At 47.3% G+C, this 25,264-nt stretch carries 17 protein-coding genes; 10 read left to right on the plus strand and 7 right to left on the minus strand.

Annotated elements, in window-relative coordinates:
• Nucleotides 1-102 precede the first annotated feature (102 nt).
• Nucleotides 103-4,320: a chemotaxis protein CheB gene (locus tag QUA53_RS05185; RefSeq protein ID WP_333095549.1), complete on the plus strand. Its 4,218-nt coding sequence runs from the start codon at nucleotides 103-105 to the stop codon at nucleotides 4,318-4,320.
• Nucleotides 4,321-4,560: 240 nt separating this feature from the next.
• The gene (locus QUA53_RS05190) at nucleotides 4,561-5,301 is read left to right on the plus strand and encodes an HAD family hydrolase (RefSeq protein WP_333095548.1); all 741 of its coding nucleotides are present in this window, start codon (nucleotides 4,561-4,563) and stop codon (nucleotides 5,299-5,301) included.
• 46 nt (nucleotides 5,302-5,347) lie between these two features.
• On the opposite strand, the gene QUA53_RS05195 is transcribed toward QUA53_RS05190, so the two are convergent.
• Together QUA53_RS05195 and tsaD are read right to left on the minus strand one after the other, a co-directional pair.
• A complete protein-coding gene (locus tag QUA53_RS05195) occupies nucleotides 5,348-5,839 on the minus strand; it encodes an N-acetyltransferase family protein (protein WP_333095545.1) in 492 nt (163 codons plus the stop codon).
• A 53-nt stretch (nucleotides 5,840-5,892) separates the two neighbouring features.
• Nucleotides 5,893-6,966, minus strand: a complete 1,074-nt coding sequence (gene tsaD / locus QUA53_RS05200; protein WP_333095543.1) for a tRNA (adenosine(37)-N6)-threonylcarbamoyltransferase complex transferase subunit TsaD — start codon at nucleotides 6,964-6,966, stop codon at nucleotides 5,893-5,895.
• Nucleotides 6,967-7,296: 330 nt separating this feature from the next.
• On the opposite strand from tsaD, the gene QUA53_RS05205 reads away from it, so the two are divergent.
• The 4 genes from QUA53_RS05205 to ilvN all read left to right on the plus strand — a co-directional run bounded on the left by QUA53_RS05205 (nucleotide 7,297) and on the right by ilvN (nucleotide 10,088).
• On the plus strand, nucleotides 7,297-7,785 hold the full coding sequence (locus QUA53_RS05205; RefSeq protein WP_333037176.1) for a Photosystem I reaction center subunit III: 489 nt from the start codon (nucleotides 7,297-7,299) through the stop codon (nucleotides 7,783-7,785).
• Nucleotides 7,786-7,902: 117 nt separating this feature from the next.
• Entirely contained in the window at nucleotides 7,903-8,031 is a 129-nt protein-coding gene (psaJ, locus tag QUA53_RS05210) for a photosystem I reaction center subunit IX (RefSeq protein WP_333037175.1), read from the plus strand.
• 245 nt (nucleotides 8,032-8,276) lie between these two features.
• Complete coding sequence (locus QUA53_RS05215) at nucleotides 8,277-9,089, plus strand: carbon-nitrogen hydrolase family protein (protein WP_333095542.1); 813 nt, start codon at nucleotides 8,277-8,279, stop codon at nucleotides 9,087-9,089.
• A gap of 480 nt (nucleotides 9,090-9,569) precedes the next feature.
• Nucleotides 9,570-10,088, plus strand: coding sequence for an acetolactate synthase small subunit (gene ilvN / locus QUA53_RS05220; RefSeq protein ID WP_333095566.1), 519 nt, complete (start codon nucleotides 9,570-9,572; stop codon nucleotides 10,086-10,088).
• A gap of 207 nt (nucleotides 10,089-10,295) precedes the next feature.
• Here ilvN and QUA53_RS05225 read toward each other — a convergent pair whose 3' ends face one another.
• Together QUA53_RS05225 and QUA53_RS05230 are read right to left on the minus strand one after the other, a co-directional pair.
• A complete protein-coding gene (locus QUA53_RS05225; protein WP_333095541.1) occupies nucleotides 10,296-13,841 on the minus strand; it encodes an EAL domain-containing protein in 3,546 nt (1,181 codons plus the stop codon).
• 156 nt (nucleotides 13,842-13,997) lie between these two features.
• The gene (locus QUA53_RS05230) at nucleotides 13,998-15,251 is read right to left on the minus strand and encodes a transposase (RefSeq protein WP_333095538.1); all 1,254 of its coding nucleotides are present in this window, start codon (nucleotides 15,249-15,251) and stop codon (nucleotides 13,998-14,000) included.
• Between the two features lie 89 nt (nucleotides 15,252-15,340).
• On the opposite strand from QUA53_RS05230, the gene QUA53_RS05235 reads away from it, so the two are divergent.
• Entirely contained in the window at nucleotides 15,341-16,345 is a 1,005-nt protein-coding gene (locus QUA53_RS05235) for a zinc-dependent alcohol dehydrogenase family protein (protein ID WP_333095565.1), read from the plus strand.
• 451 nt (nucleotides 16,346-16,796) lie between these two features.
• Here the strand turns inward: QUA53_RS05235 and QUA53_RS05240 are convergent, their stop codons facing one another.
• From QUA53_RS05240 to QUA53_RS05250, 3 genes are all read right to left on the minus strand, one after another.
• Nucleotides 16,797-18,470, minus strand: coding sequence for an asparagine synthase-related protein (locus QUA53_RS05240; protein WP_333095537.1), 1,674 nt, complete (start codon nucleotides 18,468-18,470; stop codon nucleotides 16,797-16,799).
• Between the two features lie 91 nt (nucleotides 18,471-18,561).
• Nucleotides 18,562-20,007 (minus strand): serine/threonine-protein kinase, encoded by a 1,446-nt coding sequence (locus tag QUA53_RS05245; protein WP_333095536.1) that lies wholly within the window; start codon nucleotides 20,005-20,007, stop codon nucleotides 18,562-18,564.
• Between the two features lie 125 nt (nucleotides 20,008-20,132).
• Nucleotides 20,133-21,137: a LysR family transcriptional regulator gene (locus QUA53_RS05250; RefSeq protein WP_190663891.1), complete on the minus strand. Its 1,005-nt coding sequence runs from the start codon at nucleotides 21,135-21,137 to the stop codon at nucleotides 20,133-20,135.
• A 229-nt stretch (nucleotides 21,138-21,366) separates the two neighbouring features.
• Here QUA53_RS05250 and QUA53_RS05255 point away from each other — a divergent pair, with 229 nt between their 5' ends.
• The 3 genes from QUA53_RS05255 to QUA53_RS05265 all read left to right on the plus strand — a co-directional run bounded on the left by QUA53_RS05255 (nucleotide 21,367) and on the right by QUA53_RS05265 (nucleotide 24,912).
• Nucleotides 21,367-22,080, plus strand: coding sequence for an NnrU family protein (locus QUA53_RS05255; protein WP_333095535.1), 714 nt, complete (start codon nucleotides 21,367-21,369; stop codon nucleotides 22,078-22,080).
• Between the two features lie 45 nt (nucleotides 22,081-22,125).
• A complete protein-coding gene (locus QUA53_RS05260; protein ID WP_333095533.1) occupies nucleotides 22,126-22,503 on the plus strand; it encodes a thioredoxin family protein in 378 nt (125 codons plus the stop codon).
• Nucleotides 22,504-22,866: 363 nt separating this feature from the next.
• Nucleotides 22,867-24,912: an NAD(P)H-quinone oxidoreductase subunit 5 gene (locus QUA53_RS05265; RefSeq protein WP_333095564.1), complete on the plus strand. Its 2,046-nt coding sequence runs from the start codon at nucleotides 22,867-22,869 to the stop codon at nucleotides 24,910-24,912.
• Nucleotides 24,913-25,264 lie beyond the last annotated feature (352 nt).

The raw sequence follows: 25,264 nt of genomic DNA on the forward strand, positions 1-25,264 counted from the left end.
CCATCACTTAAGTACGCTTTGATAAAAATAGCCCGAATTACTCAGCATTAGGCTGGCGCGGTATCTATTCTACTAAATAACTGAAGTCGAGGACTTCCCATCATGACTTCTCCTCAACAATCTCCAGAAAATACACTCGAATCGATCGCACCAGTCGCCCTCGATTCCGAACAATTAGCCGAAACCGATGCCCCGTTTCCCATTGTTGGGATTGCTGCCTCAGCAGGAGGTTTGGCGGCATTCACGGGGTTACTGAGCCATTTACCCATCGATACGGGTATGGCGTTTGTGCTGATTCAGCATTTAGATCCCAATCACAAAAGTTTGCTGAGCGAGATTCTCGCGAGAACGACGCAAATGCCTGTTAATGAGGTAAAAGACGGTGTAGCTGTAGAACCCAATCAAGTCTACGTTATTCCGCCCAATACCAAGATGGTGCTATCTAAAGGCGTGCTGCAACTATCACCGCGCGAGAAGATTTATGGTAAATATATGCCGGGAGATGCGTTTTTTACCTCATTGGCGATCGATCGCGGGCACAAAGCAATCGCCGTAGTTTTATCCGGGGGAGACGGAGACGGTTCACTCGGGCTCAAGGCAATCAAAGCAGCCGGAGGCATGACTTTTGCTCAATGTCAAGACACAGCAAAATTTGATAGTATGCCGAATACCGCTGTTGCCACAGGCAATGTCGATTTCGTTCTGCCACCGGAAAAAATTGCGGAGGAACTGGCAAACTACAGTCACAATCCCCTTCTCACTGGCTCGCTTCCCATGACAAAAGTTGAGGAATCGCTCGAACAGGGAGATGCCCTGGCAACTATTTTTGCGCTGCTAAAATCGAGCACAGGCGTTGATTTTAGCCACTACAAACCCACCACGATCGCTCGACGCATTCAGCGGCGGATGGTGTTGTACAAGCTGGAAAGCTTGAACGATTACGCCCAACACCTTCGACACAATTCGGCTGAAGTCACAGCCCTGTATGAAGAAATTCTGATCCACGTTACCAATTTCTTCCGCGATCCCGAAGCCTTTGAAAAGTTAAAAGAACTGGTTTTCCCCAGGATTACCCAAAATAAATCGGCCGAAACTCCGATTCGGATTTGGGTGGCGGGATGTTCCACAGGTGAAGAAGTTTATTCGATCGCGATTTGCTTGTTAGAGTTTTTGAGCGATCGAGTCATCCAGCCACCGATCCAGATTTTTGCCACAGACATTAGCGAACAGGCAATTGGCAAAGCGAGGTCTGGCGTCTACTCAGAAAACCAGATGGTAGATGTTTCACCAGAACGGCGTACTGGCTACTTTATTGCCCAAGAAGAAGGTAGCTATAGAATCAGCAAGGCAGTCCGCGAACTCTGTGTATTTGCCCGACAAGACTTAGGCAGCGACCCGCCTTTTTCCAATCTCGATTTAGTTAGCTGTCGCAATGTACTCATCTACTTGGGAGAGTCTTTGCAAAAAAAATTGATGCCCATTTTTCATTACAGTCTTAACCCAAATGGCTTTCTCTTGTTAGGCACTTCTGAAAGCACCGGAAAATTCTCATACTTGTTTACTTCAGTGGATAAAAACTCTAAAATTTATGCTAAAAACTTGACGGCGACTCGTCCGACTTTTTCGTTTACGCCGAGTTCCTATCCCGTAGCTAAAGCACGCGAACGCCAGGGGGTGAAGGAAAATTTGACAAATAGCTTTGATTTACAGCGAGAAACAGACCAACTGATTTTGAATCGCTATCCCCTAGCAGGTGTGGTTGTCAACGAGCTCATGAACATCCTGCAAGTGCGGGGAGACCTCAATCCTTACTTGAGACTGGCATTCGGAACGCCCGACTTAAACTTGCTGACAATGGCCAGGGAAGGCTTGCTGCTTGAGCTTCGCACCGCTATTTATCAGGCACAAACGCAGAACGTCACCGTTAGGAAAGAAGGGGTATCGGTTGTTGAATCGGCCGGACGATCGAGTACCGTCAATTTTGAGGTGATTCCGTTTCAGCCACAGGCCGTCGAAGGACGCTACTTTTTGGTGCTATTTGAACAGGCTTCACCCCCCGTGCTTAACCTCACCGCCCTCCCTTCTGAAAGCTTCGAGCAAGCTGATTTAGTGCGCGAAATTGAGCTGCTGAGGCAGGCACTTGCAAGCGCTTACCAAGACAAAACTGCGGTGCAAGCGCAACTGCAAGCAGTGATCCAGGAACACGAAAATCTCAACCAAGACATCAAAATTGCCAACGAAGAAATCCTATCGAGCAACGAGGAGTTGCAAAGCACCAACGAGGAGTTAGAAACTGCCAAAGAAGAGATTCAAGCTACTAACGAGGAACTGACTACCACTAACGAGGAACTTCGCAGCCGAAATATTGAACAAAACCTGGTCAATAACGATCTGATAAATTTGCTTTCCAGTATCAATATCCCTATCTTAATGCTGACAAACGATTTACAGATTCGACGCTTTACGCCAACGGCACAGCAAATTTTTAGTGTGATTCCCACAGATGTTGGACGACCTTTTAGCGACATCCGCTCAACTCTGAACGTTCCTGACTTGGAACAGATGATTTTGGAGGTGATTGATACTCTGCAGACGAAAGAACAAGAAGTTCAAACTTTATCGGGATATTGGTACAACCTCCGCATTCGTCCTTACCGGACAACGGAAAACCAGATTGACGGTGTGGTGATTGTTTTGCTCGATATTGATGCTCTTAAACGCAGTGCCAGAACCTTGGAGGAGGCCCGAAATTATTCTGAAACCATTGTGGAAACTGTGCGAACGCCCTTAGTCGTCCTAGATGCTGATTTCCGAGTGAATAAAGCAAATCGCTCGTTCTATGAAATGTTTCAGGTTTCACCGTCAGAAACAGCAAAATCTTCGCTGTTTGAGCTAGGCAACGGGCAGTGGAATATCCCCCAATTGCGATGGATTCTGGAAGATATTCTGGTGAGTGATGTTCAGCTTGAAAACTTTGAGTTGGATCACTTGTTTGAGCAGAGCGGGCAGAAAACCATGCTGCTGAATGCTTGTAAACTTGAACGAGAAGACCAAGCTTTAATGATTCTGTTGTCGATCGAGGATATCACCGATCGCAAGCAGTTTGACACCCTACGAGCGGAGTTATTGGAGCACGAACAGTTGGCCCGCCAACAAGCAGAAACAGCCAACCGTGCTAAAGATCAATTTCTCGCGAATCTCTCCCACGAGCTCCGCAATCCCCTGACTCCGATCCTGGGGTGGTTACAAGTTCTGCGTTCTGGCAAGCTTGAGGGAGTAGCCTTTACTAACGCTCTAGAGGTGATCGAGCGCAGCGCGAGGGCACAATCTCAGTTAATCGAAGATATCCTCGATATTTCCCGGATTACGAGTGGCAAGCTTCAACTGTCCATTTGTCTGATCGATCTGCGGTTAGTGGTGCAAGCTGCGCTGGACGGGGTGCAATTATCCGCCGAAGCAAAAAACATTCAAATTGTTTCGGAGTTGATTTCTACGAGTGTTTTAGGGGATATCAATCGCTTGCAGCAAGTTGTGTGGAATCTTCTGTCTAATGCGATTAAGTTCACTCCGGCGGGGGGACGAGTGGAAATCATGCTATCGGCGATCGAGAATCATGCTCAACTTCGAGTCAGCGATACGGGAAAAGGCATTGAGGCACAATTTTTGCCGTATATTTTCGATCGTTTCCATCAAGGCGATGCCAGCAGCACTAAGACCAATCAAGGGCTGGGATTGGGTTTGTCGATCGTGCGTCACCTGGTTGAATTGCACCGGGGAACGGTGCAAGCCGAAAGTCCGGGTGAGGGACAAGGAACTACAATGACTGTGAGATTGCCGTTGCGATCGCTGCCTCAAGAGTTGACATCGGCGATCGATTTAAACTCAACTGATTTGGTAGAGCCTTTAAACACCTCTAGCGATCGCGTCCCCTCTCTAGAAGGCTTGCAGATCTTAGCCGTAGACGATCAGATCGATACCCGCGACTTCTTGCAATTTGTGCTTGAAGGCTACGGGGCGGAGGTTTTGGCAGTTGAATCTGCCAGAAGTGCGATCGCTGCTTTGACTGAAAATCCGGGCAGATATGATTTGCTAATCTCCGATATCGGAATGCCAGAGGAAGATGGGTATTTCTTAATTCGAGAAGTGCGAGCTCTTGCTGCGGAAGCCGGAGGAGAAATCCCCGCCGCGGCGCTGACTGCCTATGCGGGCGATAAAGAACGCGAAAGGGCGATCGAAGCTGGTTTTCAAAGGCATATGGTTAAGCCGATCCAGCCGGTTGTACTAGGATTAATGGTGGCTAATTTAGTAGGACGATTTTAATGGATTGATTGTAGTAACACAACAATTTTGTGTCCTAATTTTGTATAAACACAACAATAATTAGCTCCAGAAAAGCCTGTTTTGAACAGGCAAGATGCCTGTCCCACAATGATTCTTGGAGATGTCTAATGTTGGACATGATTTTGTAGGAACACAACGAGGGCGGGCAATTAAAAATTGCCAAAAATAGCGCCATATGGGAAGATATAAAAAAATATAAAAATTACGGAGTTTAGATTCTTGGTAACTATTAAATGTCGGGGCATTACCTTCTCGAATATCCAAGCCGTAATCTTTGATAAAGACGGCACTCTAGAGGATTCTCAAGAATTTTTGAGATTGTTGGGAATTAAGCGATCGCGCCTCGCAGACGCTCAAATTCCGGGCGTTGGAGAGCCTTTACAAATGGCTTTCGGCATCGAAGGCGGCAGCATTGACCCCACGGGCTTGCTAGCAGTCGGTAGTCGTAGGGAAAATGAGATTGTGGCGGCGGGATACATCGCCGAAACCGGCAGGGGATGGCTGGAATCTTTAACTATTGCGCGCCGCGCTTTTGACGAAGCTGACGAAATGTTTAAAAATAGTGCTGTTTCTCCTTTATTTGTCGGCAGTTTGGAAGTGCTGAAATATCTTTCGGAAGCGGGTTTAAAACTGGGAATTCTTTCGGCGGCTACAACAGAATCGGTGCAAAAATTTGTGAAACACCACGCATTAGCCGAGTGGATTCAGTTAGAAATGGGAGTTGATTCAACGGTTCATAAACCAGATCCGAAATTGTTTTTGCAAGCTTGTGAGAAACTCGGAGTAAATCCCGCCGCAACTTTGATGGTGGGAGATTCAGCGGGCGATATTCAGATGGGTAAAAATGCGGGCGCTGCTGGCTGTATCGGGATTTGTTGGGGAAAGGCCCAGGTTAGTCATTTGGAAAATGCTGATGTGGCGATCGCATCTTTGGATGAAATTAAAATTTTAGCAGATTGAGCAAACATCGCATCAATTCCGGTGCCACCGGAATTGATATCACTTCCTACGGACAACGCAAACCCAGAATTACGACATCTTTTTCAAAGCCGTCAAGTTCGGCAACTTGTGGCAGATATCCCCACCGCTGAAAGCCAAATTTCTCAAACAATCTTACACTCGGCTGATTGTGAGCAAAAATTATGCCTATGAGAGTTTTAAGCTTCAATTCGGGACACCGCACAATTGCCGATTGCAATAAATTTTGTCCGATGCCGCAGCGTTGGCGATCGGGTGCGACGTAGATGCTAACTTCTGCTGTATGCTGATAAGCGGCGCGTCCGTAGAAAAGCTGAAAACTCAGCCAGCCAACAATATTTTGTTCTGATTCCATTACCAAAATCGGCCAGTAATTGGGCGAGTGTTCTCTGTACCAGGGGAGGCGGCTTTCGACTGAGACTGGCTTTAAATCTGCTGTGGCCATTCTTCCCGGTATTGCTGCGTTATATATTTGGACAATTGCTGGCAAATCGCTTTCTTCTGCGTCGCGAATTTTCATCGTTGGGTTGACGGTTAACTGTTGACTGTTGACTAATGACTAATGACTAATAACTAATGACTCTTGTACAGTTCCATAATATCGCTGAGGGCCATCCGCGAATTTGCTCCCAAAGTCAGGGGCGATGTGTGTCCTCGTTGCAAGTGTTCTGCAGCGGCACAGCCAATCATTGCTGCGTTGTCTGTACAATATTTTAATGGCGGAAATAATACTCGCAAGTTATGTTTTGCTGCTGCTGCTTGTAAGTGTTTTCGCAGTCCGCTGTTTGCTGCAACTCCCCCACCGACTACAATAGTGGAAAGCCCGAAATTTACGGCACAGTCGATCGCTCTTTTTGTTAAACCCTTGGCTACTGTTTCCTGAAAGCTAGCCGCAATATCATTAATTGTAGAGGCAGGCAAGATGCCTTCAGCACCCACATTGTTATTTTGTTTCTTGAGTTTCTGTACTAATTGCAAAACTGCGGTTTTCAACCCGCTAAAACTGCTGTCGTAAGGATGGTAGCCGCCACCAGGCAAGGAAATTCTGCCTTCTGGTAGAGGGTATGCTTGGGGATTGCCAAGGGCGGCTAATTTGTCAATCAGCGGCCCGCCGGGATATCCTAGCTGCAACAGTCTCGCAACTTTATCAAAAGCTTCGCCGGCGGCGTCGTCTCGCGTGTGTCCTACAGTTTCATAAACGCCGCAATCTTTGACATAAATAAAGCTAGTGTGTCCGCCGGAAACTAACAAACACAAAAACGGTGGCTGCAAGTCTGGTTCGGTAAGGTAAGAAGCGTAGATGTGCCCTTCGAGGTGGTGGACGCCTAAAAAAGGTTTTTGATGGACTATTGCCAAGCTTTTTGCCGCTGTCAGCCCGACCAACAATGCACCTACTAAACCGGGGGCACAAGTCGCTGCAATGCCGTCAATTTCTGACCAACTCAGGTTTGCTTCACCGAGACACTGGGCAATTACCTGATTTAGCATTTCTAGGTGACTCCGCGAAGCCACTTCCGGCACTACTCCGCCAAACTGCTCGTGGATTTTAATTTGTGATGCTACAACATTGCTGCAAACTTGACGATTCTTAACAATTGCTGCTGCTGTTTCGTCACAACTTGTTTCGATTGCGAAAATGGTTGCCATTAACTGGTAATTTTATTTGATAGGTTAGTTATTGCTAGCTTAACTAATTCGGCGCAAGTCCCCTCCTCTACCTGTACTCAGGTTATAGTTAAGGGATTTTTGACCGATCGACAGGTAAGGTCATCATCTGATGCAAGGAAGGAATATCCTCGCGGTATTGCTAGCTCAGCATTGACCTATGAAAACGCTAATCCCTCATTCTATTGGGATTTGCCGCATCAATGATGGATACTTTACACTGTCAACAAACACGGTAATCTGGATTCCAGATCGGCAAGTTGAAATGCTTGTACAAAAACTTATTGTTTTGTAACAAAAGGAAACAATTCCATGCGACGATTGTTTGCTGCAATTTTAGTGTTGAGTGTCTGGATCAGTTTTGCTCCAGTTGCTTCGGCTTACAATTTAGTGCCGTGCAAGGACTCTCCCGAATTCAAGGAACTGGCTAAAAATGCACGTTCTACCAATGGCGACCCGGCATCTGCGAAAGCAAGATTCGATCGCTATTCCCAAGCTATGTGCGGCCCGGAAGGATACCCGCACTTAATCGTAGACGGCAACTTGAGCAAAGCAGGGGACTTTTTGATTCCTAGCATACTGTTCTTGTATATCGCAGGTTGGATTGGTTGGGTGGGCCGTTCTTATCTGCAAGTTACCAAAAAATCAGCAACCCCAGAGGAAAAAGAGATTATTATCGACGTTCCTTTGGCAATCAAATGTATGCTGAGCGGCGTTTTATGGCCTCTGGCAGCTCTCACATCAATCACCAGCGGTGAAATGTTTGCGAAGGACGACGAAATTACTGTTTCCCCCCGCTAAAATTGGGAAATGGAGAAGAGCTAATAGCTAACAGTTAATTAATTAACTGGAAATTAGCAATTAGCCACAGACCGATCGGCAATTACCAACTGTCTCGAATTTTCAGGAGCAGAATTCATGCAATACTTTGTCAAGTTTCTTTCGACAGCACCAGTATTGGCTATCCTTTGGATATCTATTCAAGCTGCGGCTTTAATTGAATTTAACCGCTTTTTCCCCGACCTGCTTTTCCATCCAATGCCTTAAGATTTAAGGCCAATTAGGTTGCAAAACCTAGGAGGTAAAAGTTGAGAGTTTTGATTTTTGAATTATGAGTTATAGGTTAATTTAAAGCTCAAATATCAAAACTCTCAAACCATAGCAGTTCGTGCTAGACAGCTTTATGACTGGGTAAAATCAAAGGATATCAACTATTTAGTTATCAAATTAGTTACCAATGACTAATGATTACTGACTAATGACTAATGACTAATGACTAATATTGTGAATCGATGAAGTCTTATCTCGCCGCAGCAATTCAAATGACTAGCTTGCCTGACCTGCAAAAAAATTTGGTTCAGGCAGAGGAATTAATCGACCTGGCAGTACGTCGGGGTGCCGAGTTAGTTTCCTTACCAGAAAATTTCTCGTTTATGGGAGAAGAGGAGGAAAAGATTGCTTCAGCAGAGGCGATCGGGCTCCTGAGCGAAAAATTCCTCAAAACGATGGCCCAACGGTTCCAGGTAACGATTCTGGGCGGCGGATTTCCGGTGCCGACAGAGGGGGGGAAGGTATACAATACCTCTTTGCTGGTAGACCAAAACGGTACTGAAGTGGCAAGGTACAGAAAAGTACATTTGTTCGATGTGAATGTGCCAGACGGCATTACTTACAGGGAATCGAACACTGTGAAAGCTGGTGAAGATTTGCCGCCTGTTTATGTGTCGCCGGATTTGGGGACGCTGGGACTTTCGGTGTGCTATGACGTGCGGTTCCCGGAAGTGTACAGGCATTTGTCGTACAAGGGGGCTGATATTTTGTTTGTGCCCGCGGCGTTTACGGCTTACACTGGCAAGGATCACTGGAAGGTTTTGTTGCAAGCTAGGGCGATCGAGAATACTTGTTATACGATCGCCCCTGCACAAACTGGCCGCCACTACGGCCGCCGTCAAACTCACGGTCACGCGATGATTATAGATCCTTGGGGTGTGGTGTTGGCGGATGCCGGAGAGGAACCGGGTGTGGCGATCGCAGAAATTAATCCCGATAGATTAGAACAAGTCCGCCGCCAGATGCCGTCGCTGCAACACCGGGTTTTTCTGTGAATGAATTTTGAGATTAATTAATCTCAAAATTTCATTCCCCGTTAGCGACAAGACCTGAAAAGTTTTTATTGTCGCGAGGAATTGTGTAGGTTCGTACACAAAAAAACTTAGCTCATGTGGGTGCGATCGACAACAATAAGCGGGTGGGGACGGATTTACGCTGATCGATGAGTGATATTGTCGATCGGAGGTGACTCTCGCCCCCACAGCTTAATATATTGTTTTTTCCCGTAGATGAACAGCTAATAATATCAAATCCGTCAGCATCGGAATAGTAAATTCGAGTTAACTGTTCACGGCGTTGAGTGTTCACTGTTCGCGGCGTCAACACTCAACCGTCAACAGTCAACATCATTCCGGTGTAACCGGAAATGATATAACTCGCGATAAAATGTCTAATGCAGGTTCAATGGGCGTGCACTTCTGCTAAAAGGCGAATTGGCAAAAGTAGAATTGCACGAAATGCGTCTTTTTGGAGAAATGAAACACACTCTTTCGGTTTTAGTTGAAGATGAAGCGGGTGTCCTCACTCGAATTGCTGGTTTGTTTGCCCGTCGGGGTTTTAATATTGAAAGTCTCGCCGTTGGCCCGGCTGAGCAAGGGGGAATATCTCGGATTACAATGGTTGTACCCGGAGATGACCAGGTTATCGAGCAGTTGACCAAGCAACTGTACAAGTTGATTAACGTGCTAAAAGTTCAGGATATAACAGAAATTCCCTGTGTGGAACGCGAGTTGATGTTGCTGAAAGTTAATGCTGCTAGCGGGACGCGATCGGAGATCATTGAGTTAGCTCAAATTTTTAGAGCGCGAGTTGTGGATATTGGTGATGATACGCTGACATTGGAAGTTGTGGGAGATCCCGGTAAAATGGTGGCGATCGTCCAGGTTCTCAATAGATTTGGGATTAAGGAAATTGCTCGTACTGGGAAAATTGCCCTGACGCGGGAGTCGGGGGTCAATACTGAGTTTCTCAAGTCTTTGGAAGCGAAAGTTTAAGGAAGAAGGAAGAAGGAAGTTCGGCAACGGATTCTGTAACGGATGTAACGGATGTAACGGATGTCAGTCCGAAGGAAGAAGGAAGAAGGAAGAAGGAAGAAGGTTTTAACTTCCACTTGCTAATTTCTAATTTCTAATTTCCAATTTCCAATTCCCGATTCCCGAGTCCGAATTAGCAATTCCTAATGATTAATTACCCATGAGTCATTACCATTTAGGTTGACTTTCTATCAAAAGTGTGGCTGCGATGCTGTCTATTGGCTTTGAGAAAAAGTATCCTTGTCCGTATTCGCATTGCAGCGCTCTGAGTAAATTAAGCTGTTCGCTGGTTTCGATTCCTTCAGCAATTACATCCATACCTAAATGACTGGCTAAAATTAAAATAGTCTGTACAATCGCTTCGTTGCCTTCATCTTCAGTCATGCGGCTGACAAAAGCTCGATCGATTTTTAAAGCATCAGTTGGAAAAGTGTGCAGGCGGCTCAAAGAAGAATAGCCCGTTCCGAAATCGTCAATATATAATTGAATTTCTAAATTTTTCAATTCCGCGAGGATAGCCACTGCTGATTCGGCATTCTCCATGATGACGCCTTCAGTAATTTCTACCTTTAAAGTGCGGGGGTCAAGCTGAGTTTCTTGTAAAATTTCGCGAAGGCGATCGATTAAATCCGGTTGTTTAAATTGTTGATTAGAAAGGTTGACGCTGACAGTCAACGGCGGATTGGCTGGGAATTTTTGGTGCCACTCGTGGATCTGATGACAAGCCGATCGCATCATCCACCAGCCCATAGGTATAATCAATCTAGTTTCTTCAGCTACTAAAATAAACTCGCCAGGAGATACGACACCCCGCTGCGGGTGATACCACCGCAGCAGCGCTTCAAAACCGCTGATTTTACCGGTAATTAGAGAGACGATGGGCTGATAGTAAAGCTGAAATTCCTGGCAGTCTAAAGCGCGTCGCAGGTCGTTTTCCAGTTGCAAAAGGGCGACGGCGCGAGTGTGCATACTTAAGTCAAAAACTTCGTGGCGAGCTTTGCCCAATCCTTTAGCATGATACATGGCAGCATCTGCATCTCGGAGCAGTTCTTCCGGTCGATCGTACAATATGGACAACGGGACATTGGGAACAGGAGAGTCGGAAGATAAGCAAGACAAAGAAGTTTCCCGATCGATATTTCCCTGATTTTCGGGACTCGACAGTTTGCGGGTTTCCGTTGGACGCGGAGGAACACCAGAACAAACAATCCCAATGCTAGCACTGGTAAAAACTTGATACTCGTTAAGGTAAAAAGGCTCTGCCAGTTCCGCTTGCACTCGTTCGGCAATCTGGATCGCATCCTCGGTGCTTTTGATATTTTCCAGCAAAATAGCGAATTCGTCGCCGCCGAGACGGGCAACGGTATCTCCAGCGCGCAAACAGATTCCCAGGCGCTGCGCGATCGCGATCAGCAACCTATCGCCCACTAAATGCCCCAAACTGTCGTTAACAACCTTAAAGCGATCGAGATCGATAAACAGCACCGCAAACAAAATCTCGGGACGGCGTTTTGAAAGATCGATCGCGTGTCCCAAGCGATCCATAAATAAAGATCGGTTGGGCAAACCGGTTAGCATATCGTGCAAAGCATCGTGTACTAACTTATCTTCGGCTATTTTGCGGAGGGTAATATCTTCGACAGTGCCTTCGTAGTAAAGTAACTTTCCGTCAGGGTCGCGAACTGCCCGACCGTTCTCGGAAACCCAGATAGTAGTGCCGTCAGCGCGGTAAACTTGGGACTCGAACTCAGACACAAAACCGTGTTTTTCGATCGCGCGCAAAAACTCCCCACGTCGGTTGGGATCGACGTAGAGTTGGCGGTCTATATCTTGGATATTCGCGATCAATTCGGCGGCCGACTCGTAGCCGTAAATTCTCGCCAAAGCAGGGTTAGCGCTGAGGTAGCGTCCGTCGGGCGTTGTCTGAAAAATGCCTTCGATCGCATTTTCAAAGATACTGCGGTATTTCTCTTCCGCCTGTTGCAGCGCGAATTCTGCCTGCTTGCGATCGGTGATATCGGTCAATGTGCCGAGATAGCCTAGAACTTCCCCGCTTTTGGTCATTTCTGGCACTGCTTGCCAAAATACCCAGGTTGTGAAGTCACCGTTGCAAAAGCGATACTCTAACTTACAGGGCAACTTGTCTGTGACAGCGCGATACCACTGGCTCAAAACGCGCTCGCGGTCTTCCGGATGCAAACTTTGCGCCCAACCTTCGCCTAGTGCCTTTGGCGCAGTCAGTCCCGCCATCTCCAAAAATCGCTCATTGACATACAAGCAATCTCCAGCAGCGTCGGCGCGGAAAATCCCGACCGGCAGTATTTTTGCCAAGGTGTAATAGCGGTATTCGCTTTCTAGCAGCGCGCTGGCAGCTACTTTAGTCTCTGTGATATCAAACATTGCGCCTTGAAGGATGACAGACTTGCTTGCTTCATCGCGAACTGCGGTTGCTTGATCGCGGAACCAGACGACTCGACCGTTGCGGGCGATCGCGCGGTATTCTGAAACCAGCGACCCCTCGCAGAAGATATCTTCTCCATCGGTGAATTTCTGTGTAGCGTTTTCAACTAACACGCGGTCGCGGTCTTCTGGGTGAACGAGTTTCAGCCACAAGTCGGGATCTGCTCTCCATTCAGCTACAGAATAACCTAGAAAAGTCTCTATTTGCGGGCTGATGTAAAGTTTGGCAGCCTTGCGGTTGAGGGGAGAAATGTATGTGACAGCGGGCATTTGTTCTACCAGGGCGCAGTATTTCGCTTCTACAGTGGAAAGTGCTGCTTCTAGGCGCTGCCGCTCTAATTCGGCGGCGGCCCGTCCCGCAAAGATGCTGAGAATTAATCGGAATTTGGCAAGATGTGCTTCGACCAGGGGTCGATCGTGAAAAATACAAATAATGCCTAAAGGTTCGCCGTAAGAGTTTTTCAGCAAGACTCCCAGGAAACTGCGCGCACCTGTAACTACCGGTCTGCGGTCTTCTGGAAAGGTTTCCCAGAGGTTGTCGGGACAGGAATACATTCCCGCCTCCAGCACCCGCGCTTCAGGAGTATTGGCGGTGTCGCACTCAAAGTTTGGCTGCTGCTGTCCGTCACTCCAAAAACTGATAATTTGCAATCTATCGGCAGCAGCATCGGTGCGTGCCTTCGACTTAATCGATTTGGCAGCGACGGCGGTGCGAACTCCGAGTGCTGAGGCTAAGTGGCAAACTAAGGCATCAAAGAATTGTGCTCCACCCGGCGAATCAGTACCTGCTAGGATTTCGCCCAGCAAATCTTCCTCTAATTGCTCGGAAGGAGTAACTTTGGGAGGATTCTCGGCATTCGGGCGAGCGGGATTTTCTCCCATCGAACCCAAAATGCTCAGATTTAGGGTTTTGCTAGTTCCAGGCCCCAAAAGAGGCGAAGAATTAACACTTAGGCGTTCTTGCTTGGCCCAGAATACAGCGCGGCCCATACCTAAAACTTTACCCAAGAAGCTGTCAGTTGCCGGCCACTGATTTGGGTTGGGGAAAATCAAAAAGTTTTTCCGCATTTTCAATCTCGCAGATAAATCGTCTGGTTTTAATTCTGCCAACTGCTGTTGCTCTTGGGTTAGTGGTAGGTTGGAAGGCCGTCGGTGCCACTTGAGATAAATCGCGGACACCAAGGCTAAAATCGCCGATAATCCCAGAAAATATGCAAGAATCTCAAAGTAAAAAAATAAATCTAGCTCGAACATCGATTAGCACCGCTCGACAATTATTGTAGTTATCTGAAGCCAATCTATTTAAAAATAACTAAGTATCGTCACGGATGGGTAACGAATACAAGGTCAAATCGCCGTGAAGGCGACAAGAGAGTTAAGAGTTGACAAAAAACCGGGCAATACTTAACATTACCCAACTTTTTGTGTTTCTTTTTGTACAGGTTCAACCCGTACAGGTGAAATTGCAAACACATATATACGGTTGTGGCACTCCTCTAAGGGTGAGCTTACGTTTACTTTTATAATCATATTTAACGCTGCATTCACATCAGCATTAATCCAACTTTCCTTAAAAGACCTAAACCACCCTCGTTTACCTCTCTTACCCTGGTAAGACTCTTGCTTACCGACAGGCTCTAAATTCAAAAAGCTGCCCTTATTTGTATAAAATGCTTGTGTAACTATTACCTTGATACCAAATAGCTCAGTTTTGTAAGTAATATATTTTATGAGCTGGTCAGGAGGAACTTTCACAAATTTATGAGGCTTTTTTTGTAACTTTATATTTTGTTTCTCCCTCACATTTGTGCCAATAATTAACTGGATTATTTTCTCAGCCACCAACCGCTTGACAATCAAACTGCTGGTTTGATGAAGGTAGTTTTCTAATCGCTTGTTTCGATTAAAGGTGATTTGCTGGATTTGGCGCGTGGTAGATTTTCCCTGGTCACGTTTTGACAGTAAAAATGCTCGGCGCTGATGGCAACATGGATTAATTGATTTGAGATGTTTTTTATGATATGGTGTTGGAGTAAATGTTGGCTTATTGGATGGCAAAGCAACGAAGCGATCAAAGCCTAAATCTATACCTGCTATGAGGTGATAATTTAAATCCACCAAAGTTACAAGCTTTTGATGGGCAGCCTCAACAAAGTAGAGCGCTGTTTCAAGACCTATCCTTACCTTGATGACATTTTGGGATTTTGTAGAAATTATTATGTCACTTTGAGAGAAATGAAGTAGTCCATTATTTTTGTCACCTCCCTTTTTTTCTATGGACTGGTTATCCTGAATTAAAAATTTACGTTCCCAGATTTTATGTTTGTATTGGGGCATGCTGGAGAGGAATGAAAATCTAGGTAGAGGTGGATCGTAACCTCTTATTGACTTGTTGCAATCGTCCCAATATATAACAACAAATTGATTAAGAACTTGATTGCTAATTTTAGCAGGTAATGATTGAGAGCAGTCTGTAGGTTTTAGGAGAGCAGATAACTGTTTGATAATTCTAGTACCGCAAACTTTAGATCCAGAATTAAAAAAGTGGTTCTTCATATAATATTTACCGTAATTGTAGAGAGTTCTCGACAGAAACGATAAGTCATCAAGTTGTTTATAAAACTGATGCTGCCGATATATGTACGGCCTTTCAACAACAATCATAAATTTTGGGATAAACGATTTTTTTTGTGGCTTTGCTAAGCAATGTACAATAAAGTCTAGGGATTATCTGATCTAGTGTAACACCCATGATGAAAGCGATCGTTTTTCAAACCCCCGGCAGCCCGTCCGTATTGAAACTACAACATATCCCCGCCCCTACTATACAAACAGAAACTGAAGTTTTGGTAAGGTTGCGAGCGGCGGGTATCAATCCGATCGATACTAAGTTGCGATCGCGCGGCACTTTTTACCCCGATAAAGCTCCTCACGTTTTGGGGTGCGACGGTGCTGGAGTCGTAGAGGCTGTCGGTGCTGGTGTGCAAAGTTTCCAAGTGGGAGACGAGGTTTTTTTCTGCAATGGCGGTTTGGGCGGGTCGATCGGTACTTATGCTGAGTTTGCCGTTGTAGACGAACGCTTTCTCGCCCTCAAGCCTGCTGCTTTAAGTTTTGCTGAGGCGGCGGCGGCACCGTTAGTTTTAATTACATCTTGGGAATCGCTGTACGATCGAGGGCGCTTGCAAGCTGGCCAAAAAGTGCTGGTTCAAGCTGGTGCAGGCGGTGTCGGCCACGTCGCGGTACAGTTGGCGAAGTTGCAGGGGGCAGAGGTTTGCACGACTGTTAGTTCTGCGGAAAAAGCCAATTTTGTCAAGCACTTAGGTGCAGATTCAGTTATTTTATACAAAAATACCAATGTTGTCGATGAGGTTTTGACTTGGACTCAAGGACAAGGAGTTGATTTGGCTTTCGATACAGTCGGGGGAGAAACTTTTTACCAAACTATTCCGGCTGTGAAGATTTATGGAGATTTGGTAACAATTTTGGAACCCGATCCAGCTTTGGGCAATTTGAAAACAGCGAGAATGCGGAATCTGAGAATTAGTCTGGAATTAATGTTAACACCAATGCTAGAAGGTTTGGTGGAGGAACAGGAACAGCAGGCTCATATTTTGCAGAAGTGTGCTCGTTTGTGCGATCGCAACTTGCTAAAAATTCACGTCAGCAAAACTTTCCCTCTCGAAGAAGCGCAAGCCGCTCACGAACTGTTAGAAACAGGCTCAGTAACCGGCAAAATAGTGCTTGAAATTGGGGGTTGAAAATGCGGATGGTTAAATTTGCGGGTTGAAGAATTGCGGGCGATTTCAAGAGACTGGTGGCGAATTAAAAAAGGGTGAAACCAAACATCCCATAATCATCGCAAGAGAACTATAGCAATCCTTGCAGGAGTCGTAAACTTTTTACCCCACCCCAACCCTCCCCTTACCAATGGGAGGGAGCAAGAAATTCACAAATGATGCGAGGATTGCTATATACAGCGTATTCCAGATTTATGAAATACACTGTATATAGCAATCCGTTGGCATCGGAATGATTCATCTGTCTCTTCCGTTTCTCTGTATCCTCTGCGCCCTCTGCGGTTTAATTCGGTTCTATAAACAAGAGCGAAAACCGCATAGGGAAAATGCCATTGTCGCTCGACAAATTTGGGCGTCAACTGCTGAAGTTGACACGACGAAAGGCACGGCGCCGTATCCTAATTTTGGATAACTAACGGCGATTTACTTGTAACCAAATTTCCAGCGTCACCAGCAGCCACAGCTTCAGCCCGTAGCGGGGAAAAACTTCTCCACGATAGTTTAGCCACTCGCTGATTAGTGTTCGATCGAGGTAAGGCGCGATCGCCGCATGACGATTCAGCAGCAACGATCGCGCTTGCCGCTGCCAATCCCTCAAAAACCACTGCTGCATCGACATCACCATCCCGCTTTTCGGACGGTTGACAATGACATCGGGCAGCAAATCCGCCACAGCAGCTTTGAGAACCGCTTTTTCCTGAGCACCCGAAAGCTTGTACTCTGGCGGAATTTGCAAACTCAGCGCCACCATCCGCGAATCAAACAAAGGCGATCGCGCTTCCAATCCCGCCGCAGCGGTGAGATTATTCACCTTGGTCAAAATGTAATCGGCTCCTTTAAACTCAATGTTGAGCCGCATCAGCCGATTCAAAAACGTCGTTTCTGTCTGTTGCAATTCCTCAGCAAAGACGGAAGGCGCATTCTTCACCTTTTCCCAAACCTTCGGCTTCAGCAAACGTGGCAAATCCACATAGCATTTTTGAAACGAAGTCAAGTAAGCTGCGATCGGATCTGGTTTACCCTGAATTGAACCATACAAACTATTCAGCAACATCGGCTTATTTTTCGGCCCGCCAAAGCACGGATCGCCGCCTTCGCCATTGAGTACCACGTCTGCGAATTGCTTTGCCGATCGCCCCAGCAGCAAATTTGGCACCGTCAAGCCTTCCCCCACCGGATCGTCCATCGCCGCCAGCGTTTCCGGCAGCAATTCCCAAATTTGCTGCGGCGAAACTTCCAAAACGTGGTGCTCACTGCCACAATGTGCCGCAACGATGTTGGCAAATTCAATCTCGCTGGGATATTGAGCGCCAAAGTGCATCGAGAAAGTGTGTACTGGACGATCGTGCAGTCGCGCTGCGATCGCCGTGACGCAACTTGAATCAATACCACCCGAAAGATATGCTGCGACTGGTTCTCCCGCTGGTAGCGCTTCCTGCACCAGTTGTTCCAAAAGCGATCGCACTTGTTGACTGTGCCATTCCAAAGGGCGATCGGCGTTAGTAATTTGCTCCTGTGGCTGCCAGTATCTCTGCGCCTGAATATCCGGTAAGTACAGGTAGCTACCGGGCCGCAACTCTCGCACGGCTTCCCACAGCGTTTGTGCTCCAGGTACAAACGCACAGCACAAGTAGTCGCGCAAAGCAACTAAATCGAGTTCTCGATCGTGATACGGATTGAGCGATCGCAGTCGAGGCGAGATCCAGCGAGTCGTTCCTGTACGGGTGTAATAGAGGGTTTTGGCTCCGACGCGATCGCGCCCCAGACACAAGGTTTGCTCCTCTCGATCCCACACTGCAAGGGCAAATTGTCCTTCCAGTAAGCTCAAAGTTTGAGGGCCTGACTGTTCCCATAGCCGCCCGACGATCGCCAAATCGGTCAATCCATCGGTATCAATCTGTTGTTGGAGCATTGGGGTGCGATCGAAGCAGCAGTCACCTACCAGCACAAATCGCCGATCGGGGCTGAAGGTGGGTTCAGCTCCGATTATGGCAAAACCGGACGTTTCCCAAGTTGCAGGGTGCGATCGGGCTTCTGGGCCCCAAGCAATCACCCAATTCGGGTAGATAGACTTCTGAGTCTGCATTTTAAATTAGACATCTCCCATAATTAATTATTGTGGAACAGGCATCTTGCCTGTTCAAAACAGGCTTTTCTGGAGATAGATGACTATTACATTAAAAAACGTTTGAAAGCAGCTTATAAATCAGGCGAAAAATAGCTGTTCCCGCGATCGCACCCAAAGCACCCAACCATCCTACAAATAAAACGCCAGTGATCGGAGAATTCGGATAAATCGCAAGTGCCGCCGTCTGTAAAACCGGGAAAAACCAAAGCAAAGCCACAGTACCTGCACCAATAATTAACATCTCAGTTTGTTCGATCGCCCTGCGGTACTGCCCGTAAATCAAACCCGCCACAATCATCCCCAACAATCCGATACTCAAGCCAGGAGAGGGCAACAAACTCGTCAGGGCGATCGCCAGCACCCCCGCCTCAAAACCCGTAAACGCCGCCCCCGACAAAACCTCCCAAATCGAAAAAGTCGCTCTCTGCGAAGGTTGCAGCCCTCCCGGAGGCGTCGCCGGAACCCGTACAGGAGGAGGCAGAGTCGGTTGAAGAGGTATCGGAGGCGGCGCCACCACGACTGTAGGTGGTTGAGAATGTTGTTGAGGCCCAGACATCAGAGCCGCTTCCACCTCACTCGCAGATTGAAAACGCTGGCTGGGAGCTGATAATAACATTCGATCGAGAACGTGAGCCAAACGCGAACTTACCTGCACCCGCGAATGCCAATTCCACTCGTTTCTGTAACTATCAAAAAGCTCTGTCGGCTGCAAACCACTCAGCAAAGTAATACAAGTTACAGCCAAAGCATACAAATCCGTTGCCGGATAAACTTCTTGCCCGCTCATCTGTTCTGGCGGAGCGTAACCCAAAGAATAAATACCAGTCGAAGCTTTTGCACTCCCAACACTTTGTGTTACTTGTTTAACAGCCCCAAAATCTAATAAATAAAGCCGACCGTTTTTACCCCGCATAATATTAGCAGGTTTAATATCCCTGTGAATCGAACCGCGAGAGTGCACAAAATCTAGAACCTTCAAAATTTCCCGCAGCACCTCCACCGTTTCCGTCTCCGAAAACCTGCCTTTAACAGCTAGTTCATCCTCCAAATTTTTACCGTCAATAAATTCTTGAACCAGATAGAAAAACTGATCGTTTTTTCCCGGCTGCAAACTCGTAACAGTCAGCTCAAAAAAAGCCAGCAAACTCGGAATTTGGGAATGTTCGTTTCCCAGTTCTTCCAGCACCGCCGCTTCCCGTTCAAAAAGAGTTTGAGCGATTTTTAGCTGGGCCGGAGTCAGATTTACCGAGGGCTGCAAAAGTTTAGCAACGCACTGCCGCATCGCGGGAGTATAGCGGTCTCTGGCCAAAAATGCCGCCCCAAAACCGCCTTGACCCAACAACCTCACGGGCAAATAGCGCCCGCTCAAAATCATGGGCATCCCGCAAGCGGTGCAAAACTTTTGCTGCACCGTTTTGAGCCGCGAACTGTCATCGAGGTCGGGAAAATAGTTTTGAGGGCGCGGGCAGCCCGGTCGGGTGCAGTAAACTTCCATTTTTGTTTGCTAATAAGAAGGAAGAGGGAAGAAGGAAGAGGGAAGAGGGAAGAAAAAGCGATTGTTAAATCAGATTTCGATTTCTCAACTAACCGCGAACTGCTAACTGCCAGCGACCTAAGAGATTAACTTCCTGCCGAGTTGGGAGTTGCTATTTCTATGAATCCCAAATCGAGCGCCGGGGGTTCTTTCTTCTCCAGGATGGTCGAATAAGTAGCAAATTGGGGTAAAATTTCATTGCTGAAAGCCTCTGCAGCTTTAGAACGGTAGCGGTTGGGGTTGTAAATCAGCGACAAAATTCGAGTTACCAAAACTTCGTCCATTTGAGATTTGTGCAAGACGCCCATGAGCAACTCTTTTTCGATCGCCGAAACCGAGACAAAAGCCGCTCCCAGCCCCGACTGAACGGCATTTTTAATTGCTTCGATCGAATTTAGTTCCATCTCTATTTTCAAGCGGCGCGTGTCAATGCCGCAGCGAGTCAGTACCTGATCGATTACTTTGCGGATCGTAGACTGCGAATCGAGGGATATAAACTGCAATTTGTAAAGGTCTTCTTTTTGGATACTTTCTTGTTGTACCATCGGGTGAGACGGAGGAAGAATCAGAGCCAGTTCGTCCTCAGCGTAAGGAACAATTTCTAAAGCTTCTACAAGTTCGGTAGGAATTTCTCCGCCAACAATTGCCAAATCAATTTGCCCGTTGGCCACACTCCACGCCGTGCGGCGGGTCGAGTGAACGTGAAGCTGTACTGCTACATCCGGGTACTTTTGGCGAAACATCCCGATCATCCGGGGTAGCAAATACGTCCCCGTTGTTTGAGAAGCGCCGACGATCAAAGTACCGCCTTGGAGATTTTGCAAGTCTTCCAGAGCTCGACAAGTTTCCTGGCAAAGCGATAAAATTTTCTCGCCGTAACTCAGCAGCAGGTGTCCGGCTTCGGTCAGTTGCGCCCGCCGCCCCCCCCGGTCAAACAGCGGCACGTCCAACTGTCTCTCTAAGTTTTGCACCTGCAAGCTAACTGCTGGCTGGGATACATAGAGGCTGTCCGCGGCGCGTTTGAAGCTTCCTTCAGAGGCGATCGCCTTGAGAATGCGTAACTGGTCTAAAGTGAAAGGAAGGTCAGACATATATCTAAATTGTCAGTTGTCAGTTGTCAGTTGTCAGTTGACGGTTGACGGTTGACTGTAGGCAGCGAACAGCAAACAGCGAACAGTCAACAGCGAACAGTCAACAGCGAACAGCGAACAGTCAACAGCGAACAGTGAACAGTTAACTGACTGATAACCGCTGAATGCTCCCATAGATACTTTGTGACACAAATTGGCCGAGAATCAATAACTTTTCTTAATATTTGCAATGACGATCGACTTGGCGCTCGACTCCCACTTAGTTATTCTGGGTCTATTACTGGTTTTTGCGATCGCCCACAGCGGTTTAGCAGCCCTCCGGCCCAAAGGTGAAAAGCTGATCGGGCCGAGACTTTATCGCGTTTTGTTTGCCCTTGTCAGTTTGCCGCTAGCCGTCATTCTGATTGTCTACTTTTTCAACCACCGCTACGACGGCGTACAGCTTTGGCAAGTACAGGGATTACCCGGAGTTAAACCTGCTGTTTGGATACTTTCGGCAATTTCCTTTCTGTTTCTGTACCCAGCAACTTTCAACCTCCTAGAAATTGCCGCCGTCCAAAAGCCCCAAGTTCACCTCTACGAAACTGGCATCATTCGTATCACCCGTCACCCGCAAATGGTGGGACAGGTGATTTGGTGCGTGGCCCACACCCTGTGGATTGGCACTAGCTTTACCCTCGTCACTTCCATCGGTTTGGTACTTCACCACCTGTTCGGAGTGTGGCACGGCGACAGACGACTTCAGGCTCGTTTTGGAGAATCCTTTGAAACCATCAAATCTCGAACCTCAATCATGCCTTTTTTGGCAATCCTACAAAAGCGTCAAACCCTTGATTTGCTTGAATTTCTGCGCCCTTCCTATCTAGGTGTAGTCATTTTTACTGGCCTGCTGTGGGAAATTCATCCTTTTTTGATGCGTGTAACTAGGAACATATACTGGTAGCATGATCCCTAGGATAGAAAAAAAATTATTAAATTTTGAGGGCTCATGGTGTTGTCGGTTAGCGAACGCACTTTTGCAAAAGAGGTGTTTCAAGCCTCTACCCCCGTTTTAGTTCACTTTTCGGCTCCTTGGTGCGGTTTGTGCCGCGCGATCGACCCCACGCTTAAGACTTTTGAATCACAGTGGGCAGAAAAAGTCAAGCTGGTCGGGGTGAATGCCGATCAATGTTTCAAATTGGCCCACACTTATCGGTTGACAAGTCTGCCCACGCTGATTTTGTTTGAGGGCGATAAAGTTCGATTTAGATTGGAAGACTACCAAGGACGCGAGGAACTGCGGCGGACTCTGGATTCCTGGATGCTCGCAGCTCACGTAGCTTCCCCATCTCAACGGCTGCAACTTCAGGAAGTCGCCAACAGGTAATGGTCCCAAGGCATTCGGCTCTTGTGTAGAAGGCATTCTGCTTTTATGTAGAAAGCAGAAGGCATTCCCCATTTGTGCATCAACCATCGGACACCAAAATAAATCTCGCAGTCTTGAACGCACAGGACTGTGAGATTTATCACATAGTTTCCCTTGCCACGGGAATAATGATTTTCGGAGTAGGGTGCGATCTTCTCGCTCGCCAGGAAAAAAGTAGTGCGATCGTCTCGCTCGCGATTGCACTCAGGTATAGCAATACTTAAAGAATTGGATCAAGTATTTTGGCCCAGTGGCGCAGGCGTGTGTCACAATTGTTTACAGTTTTGTCAATATCTAGTAGAAACTTTAAACTACCTATCAGTCATGGAACTGCTTTATCAATATGCTTGGCTGATTCCTGTCCTGCCGCTGGCAGGCGCAATGCTAGTAGGTCTAGGCTTAATCACCTTTAACCAGGCAACCAACAAGCTCCGACAAGCGAATGCGATATTAATCGTCTCCGCGCTCGGAGGGTCAATGGTACTCTCCTTCGCATTGCTGTGGAGTCAACTACAGGGCCACGCACCCTACACCCGCAGTATTCAGTGGGCTTCTGCTGGCGACTTCTCGCTGAATATGGGCTATATTATCGACCCCCTAACGTCGGTCATGCTGGCGATCGTAACCACGGTCGCTTTTTTGGTGATGATTTACACCGACGGCTACATGGCTCACGATGACGGGTACGTGCGCTTTTACGCCTACCTGAGCATCTTCAGCGCCTCGATGTTGGGTCTCGTAGTCAGCCCGAACATCGTTCAGATTTACATTTTTTGGGAACTCGTAGGTATGTGTTCGTACCTGCTAGTCGGATTTTGGTACGATCGCAAACCCGCTGCTGACGCTTGCCAAAAAGCTTTTGTCACCAACCGCGTCGGCGACTTCGGCCTGCTGCTGGGCATCCTCGGCATTTACTGGGCCACCGGCAGCTTTGAATTTAGCGTCATGGGCGAACGCCTGCACTCCTTAGTCGAATCCGGTGATCTCTCGGCGACTCTGGCGACAATCTTCGGCATCCTCATATTTTTGGGGCCAGCAGCCAAATCCGCTCAATTCCCCCTCCACGTCTGGTTGCCAGACGCAATGGAAGGCCCCACACCGATTTCGGCTCTGATCCACGCCGCCACGATGGTAGCCGCGGGCGTATTCCTAATCGCTCGGATGTACCCAGTGTTGGAAGGACTGCCGGCAGTCATGAATTTGATTGCCTGCACCGGCTGTTTTACGGCATTTATGGGCGCTTCGATCGCGATTACCCAAAATGACATCAAAAAAGGCCTCGCCTACTCCACCATCTCGCAACTCGGCTACATGGTGATGGCAATGGGCGTCGGCGCTTACAGTGCCGGACTTTTCCACTTGATGACTCACGCTTATTTCAAAGCAATGCTGTTCTTGTGTTCAGGTTCAGTGATTCACGGTATGGAAGCAGTTGTAGGCCACAACCCCGCTCTCGCTCAAGATATGCGAGTCATGGGCGGCTTGCGGAAATATATGCCGATTACCTCTGCTTGCTTTTTAATCGGAAATTTGGCAATCTGCGGAATTCCGCCGTTTGCTGGTTTTTGGTCAAAAGACGAAATCCTCGCCAGCGCCTTCGCAGCAAATCCCGCTCTGTGGGCTGTTAGCTGGTTGACTGCCGGGATGACCGCGTTTTATATGTTCCGGATGTATTTCAGCACCTTTGAGGGCGAATTCCGGGGCAATGACAGCGCTATCAAGCGGCAACTCCTGCAACCCGGTGTTGTTTTTGGCCCGGGAGCGATGAACGTTAAGGAATTGGCATCAACTGGCGACAGTCACGATGAGCACGACCATTTGCCTCACGAATCTCCTCTGACAATGGCTCTGCCGTTAGTCTTGCTGGCAGTACCTTCTGTGTTTATCGGTTTTCTCGGTACGCCGTTTGCCAATTATTTCGAGCAGTTTGTTCGCGCTCCAGGCGAGTCTCTTGAAGAAGTTTTGGCACACGCTGCTGAGTTCAATTTGACGGAATTTCTAATCATGGGCGGAAGCTCTGTAGGTATTGCTTTGCTAGGCATTACTTTGGCTTCTCTGATGTATTTGAGCCGTAAAATTGACCCAAGTGCGATCGCCCAAAAAATCAAACCGCTTTACGAGTTCTCCCTCAACAAGTGGTATCTCGACGATATCAACGATTTTCTCTTTGTCAAAGGCAGCCGCCGTTTGGCACGGCAAGTGATGGAAGTGGATTTGCGAGTCGTCGATGGTGTCGTCAACTTAACAGGGTTTATCACCCTGGTTAGTGGGGAAGGTTTGAAATACTTTGAGAGCGGTCGCGCTCAATTTTATGCCCTGATTGTGTTTGTCGCAGTTCTGGGTTTTGCGATCGTTTCTGGAGTCGGTTAAATCTGTAGGAAAACGGCATTTAGTGTCAACTTAATGTCAAACCGACTGTATCTCTTGTTTGTCTCGAAGTCTATATCCCCCCTAACTCCCCTTGATAAGGGGGGAACAAGAGTATTCTCTCAAAGTCCCCCTTCTTAAGGGGGATTTAGGGCTATCTGAACTGGGCTAGCAACGAAAGATACAAAAGTTTTTAGGCTCAAGTTTACACGCTTTGGGCATTGCCGTATCCCCACTAGGAGATATTTGAAGAAATGGTATTAGGTTAATAAATCACAATTGACAATTAGCAAATAGAAATAAATCTTTCATTAAACTTAACTGTTGCGATCGCATAAATTGTCCAAATAATAGC

Source organism: Microcoleus sp. Pol12B3, assembly GCF_036701355.1.
In the GTDB taxonomy this organism is placed as follows: Bacteria; Cyanobacteriota; Cyanobacteriia; order Cyanobacteriales; family Microcoleaceae; genus Microcoleus.

Coding starts and splice junctions, on each gene's coding strand:
- tsaD (WP_333095543.1), bottom strand. CDS start 6,966: ATGGCAACCATTTTCGCAATCGAAACAAGTTGTGACGAAACAGCAGCA.
- QUA53_RS05240 (WP_333095537.1), bottom strand. CDS start 18,470: ATGCAGACTCAGAAGTCTATCTACCCGAATTGGGTGATTGCTTGGGGC.
- QUA53_RS05225 (WP_333095541.1), bottom strand. CDS start 13,841: ATGTTCGAGCTAGATTTATTTTTTTACTTTGAGATTCTTGCATATTTT.
- QUA53_RS05185 (WP_333095549.1), top strand. CDS start 103: ATGACTTCTCCTCAACAATCTCCAGAAAATACACTCGAATCGATCGCA.
- QUA53_RS05265 (WP_333095564.1), top strand. CDS start 22,867: ATGGAACTGCTTTATCAATATGCTTGGCTGATTCCTGTCCTGCCGCTG.
- QUA53_RS05235 (WP_333095565.1), top strand. CDS start 15,341: ATGAAAGCGATCGTTTTTCAAACCCCCGGCAGCCCGTCCGTATTGAAA.
- psaJ (WP_333037175.1), top strand. CDS start 7,903: ATGCAATACTTTGTCAAGTTTCTTTCGACAGCACCAGTATTGGCTATC.
- ilvN (WP_333095566.1), top strand. CDS start 9,570: ATGAAACACACTCTTTCGGTTTTAGTTGAAGATGAAGCGGGTGTCCTC.
- QUA53_RS05245 (WP_333095536.1), bottom strand. CDS start 20,007: ATGGAAGTTTACTGCACCCGACCGGGCTGCCCGCGCCCTCAAAACTAT.
- QUA53_RS05215 (WP_333095542.1), top strand. CDS start 8,277: ATGAAGTCTTATCTCGCCGCAGCAATTCAAATGACTAGCTTGCCTGAC.
- QUA53_RS05255 (WP_333095535.1), top strand. CDS start 21,367: ATGACGATCGACTTGGCGCTCGACTCCCACTTAGTTATTCTGGGTCTA.
- QUA53_RS05230 (WP_333095538.1), bottom strand. CDS start 15,251: ATGATTGTTGTTGAAAGGCCGTACATATATCGGCAGCATCAGTTTTAT.
- QUA53_RS05260 (WP_333095533.1), top strand. CDS start 22,126: ATGGTGTTGTCGGTTAGCGAACGCACTTTTGCAAAAGAGGTGTTTCAA.
- QUA53_RS05195 (WP_333095545.1), bottom strand. CDS start 5,839: ATGAAAATTCGCGACGCAGAAGAAAGCGATTTGCCAGCAATTGTCCAA.
- QUA53_RS05250 (WP_190663891.1), bottom strand. CDS start 21,137: ATGTCTGACCTTCCTTTCACTTTAGACCAGTTACGCATTCTCAAGGCG.
- QUA53_RS05205 (WP_333037176.1), top strand. CDS start 7,297: ATGCGACGATTGTTTGCTGCAATTTTAGTGTTGAGTGTCTGGATCAGT.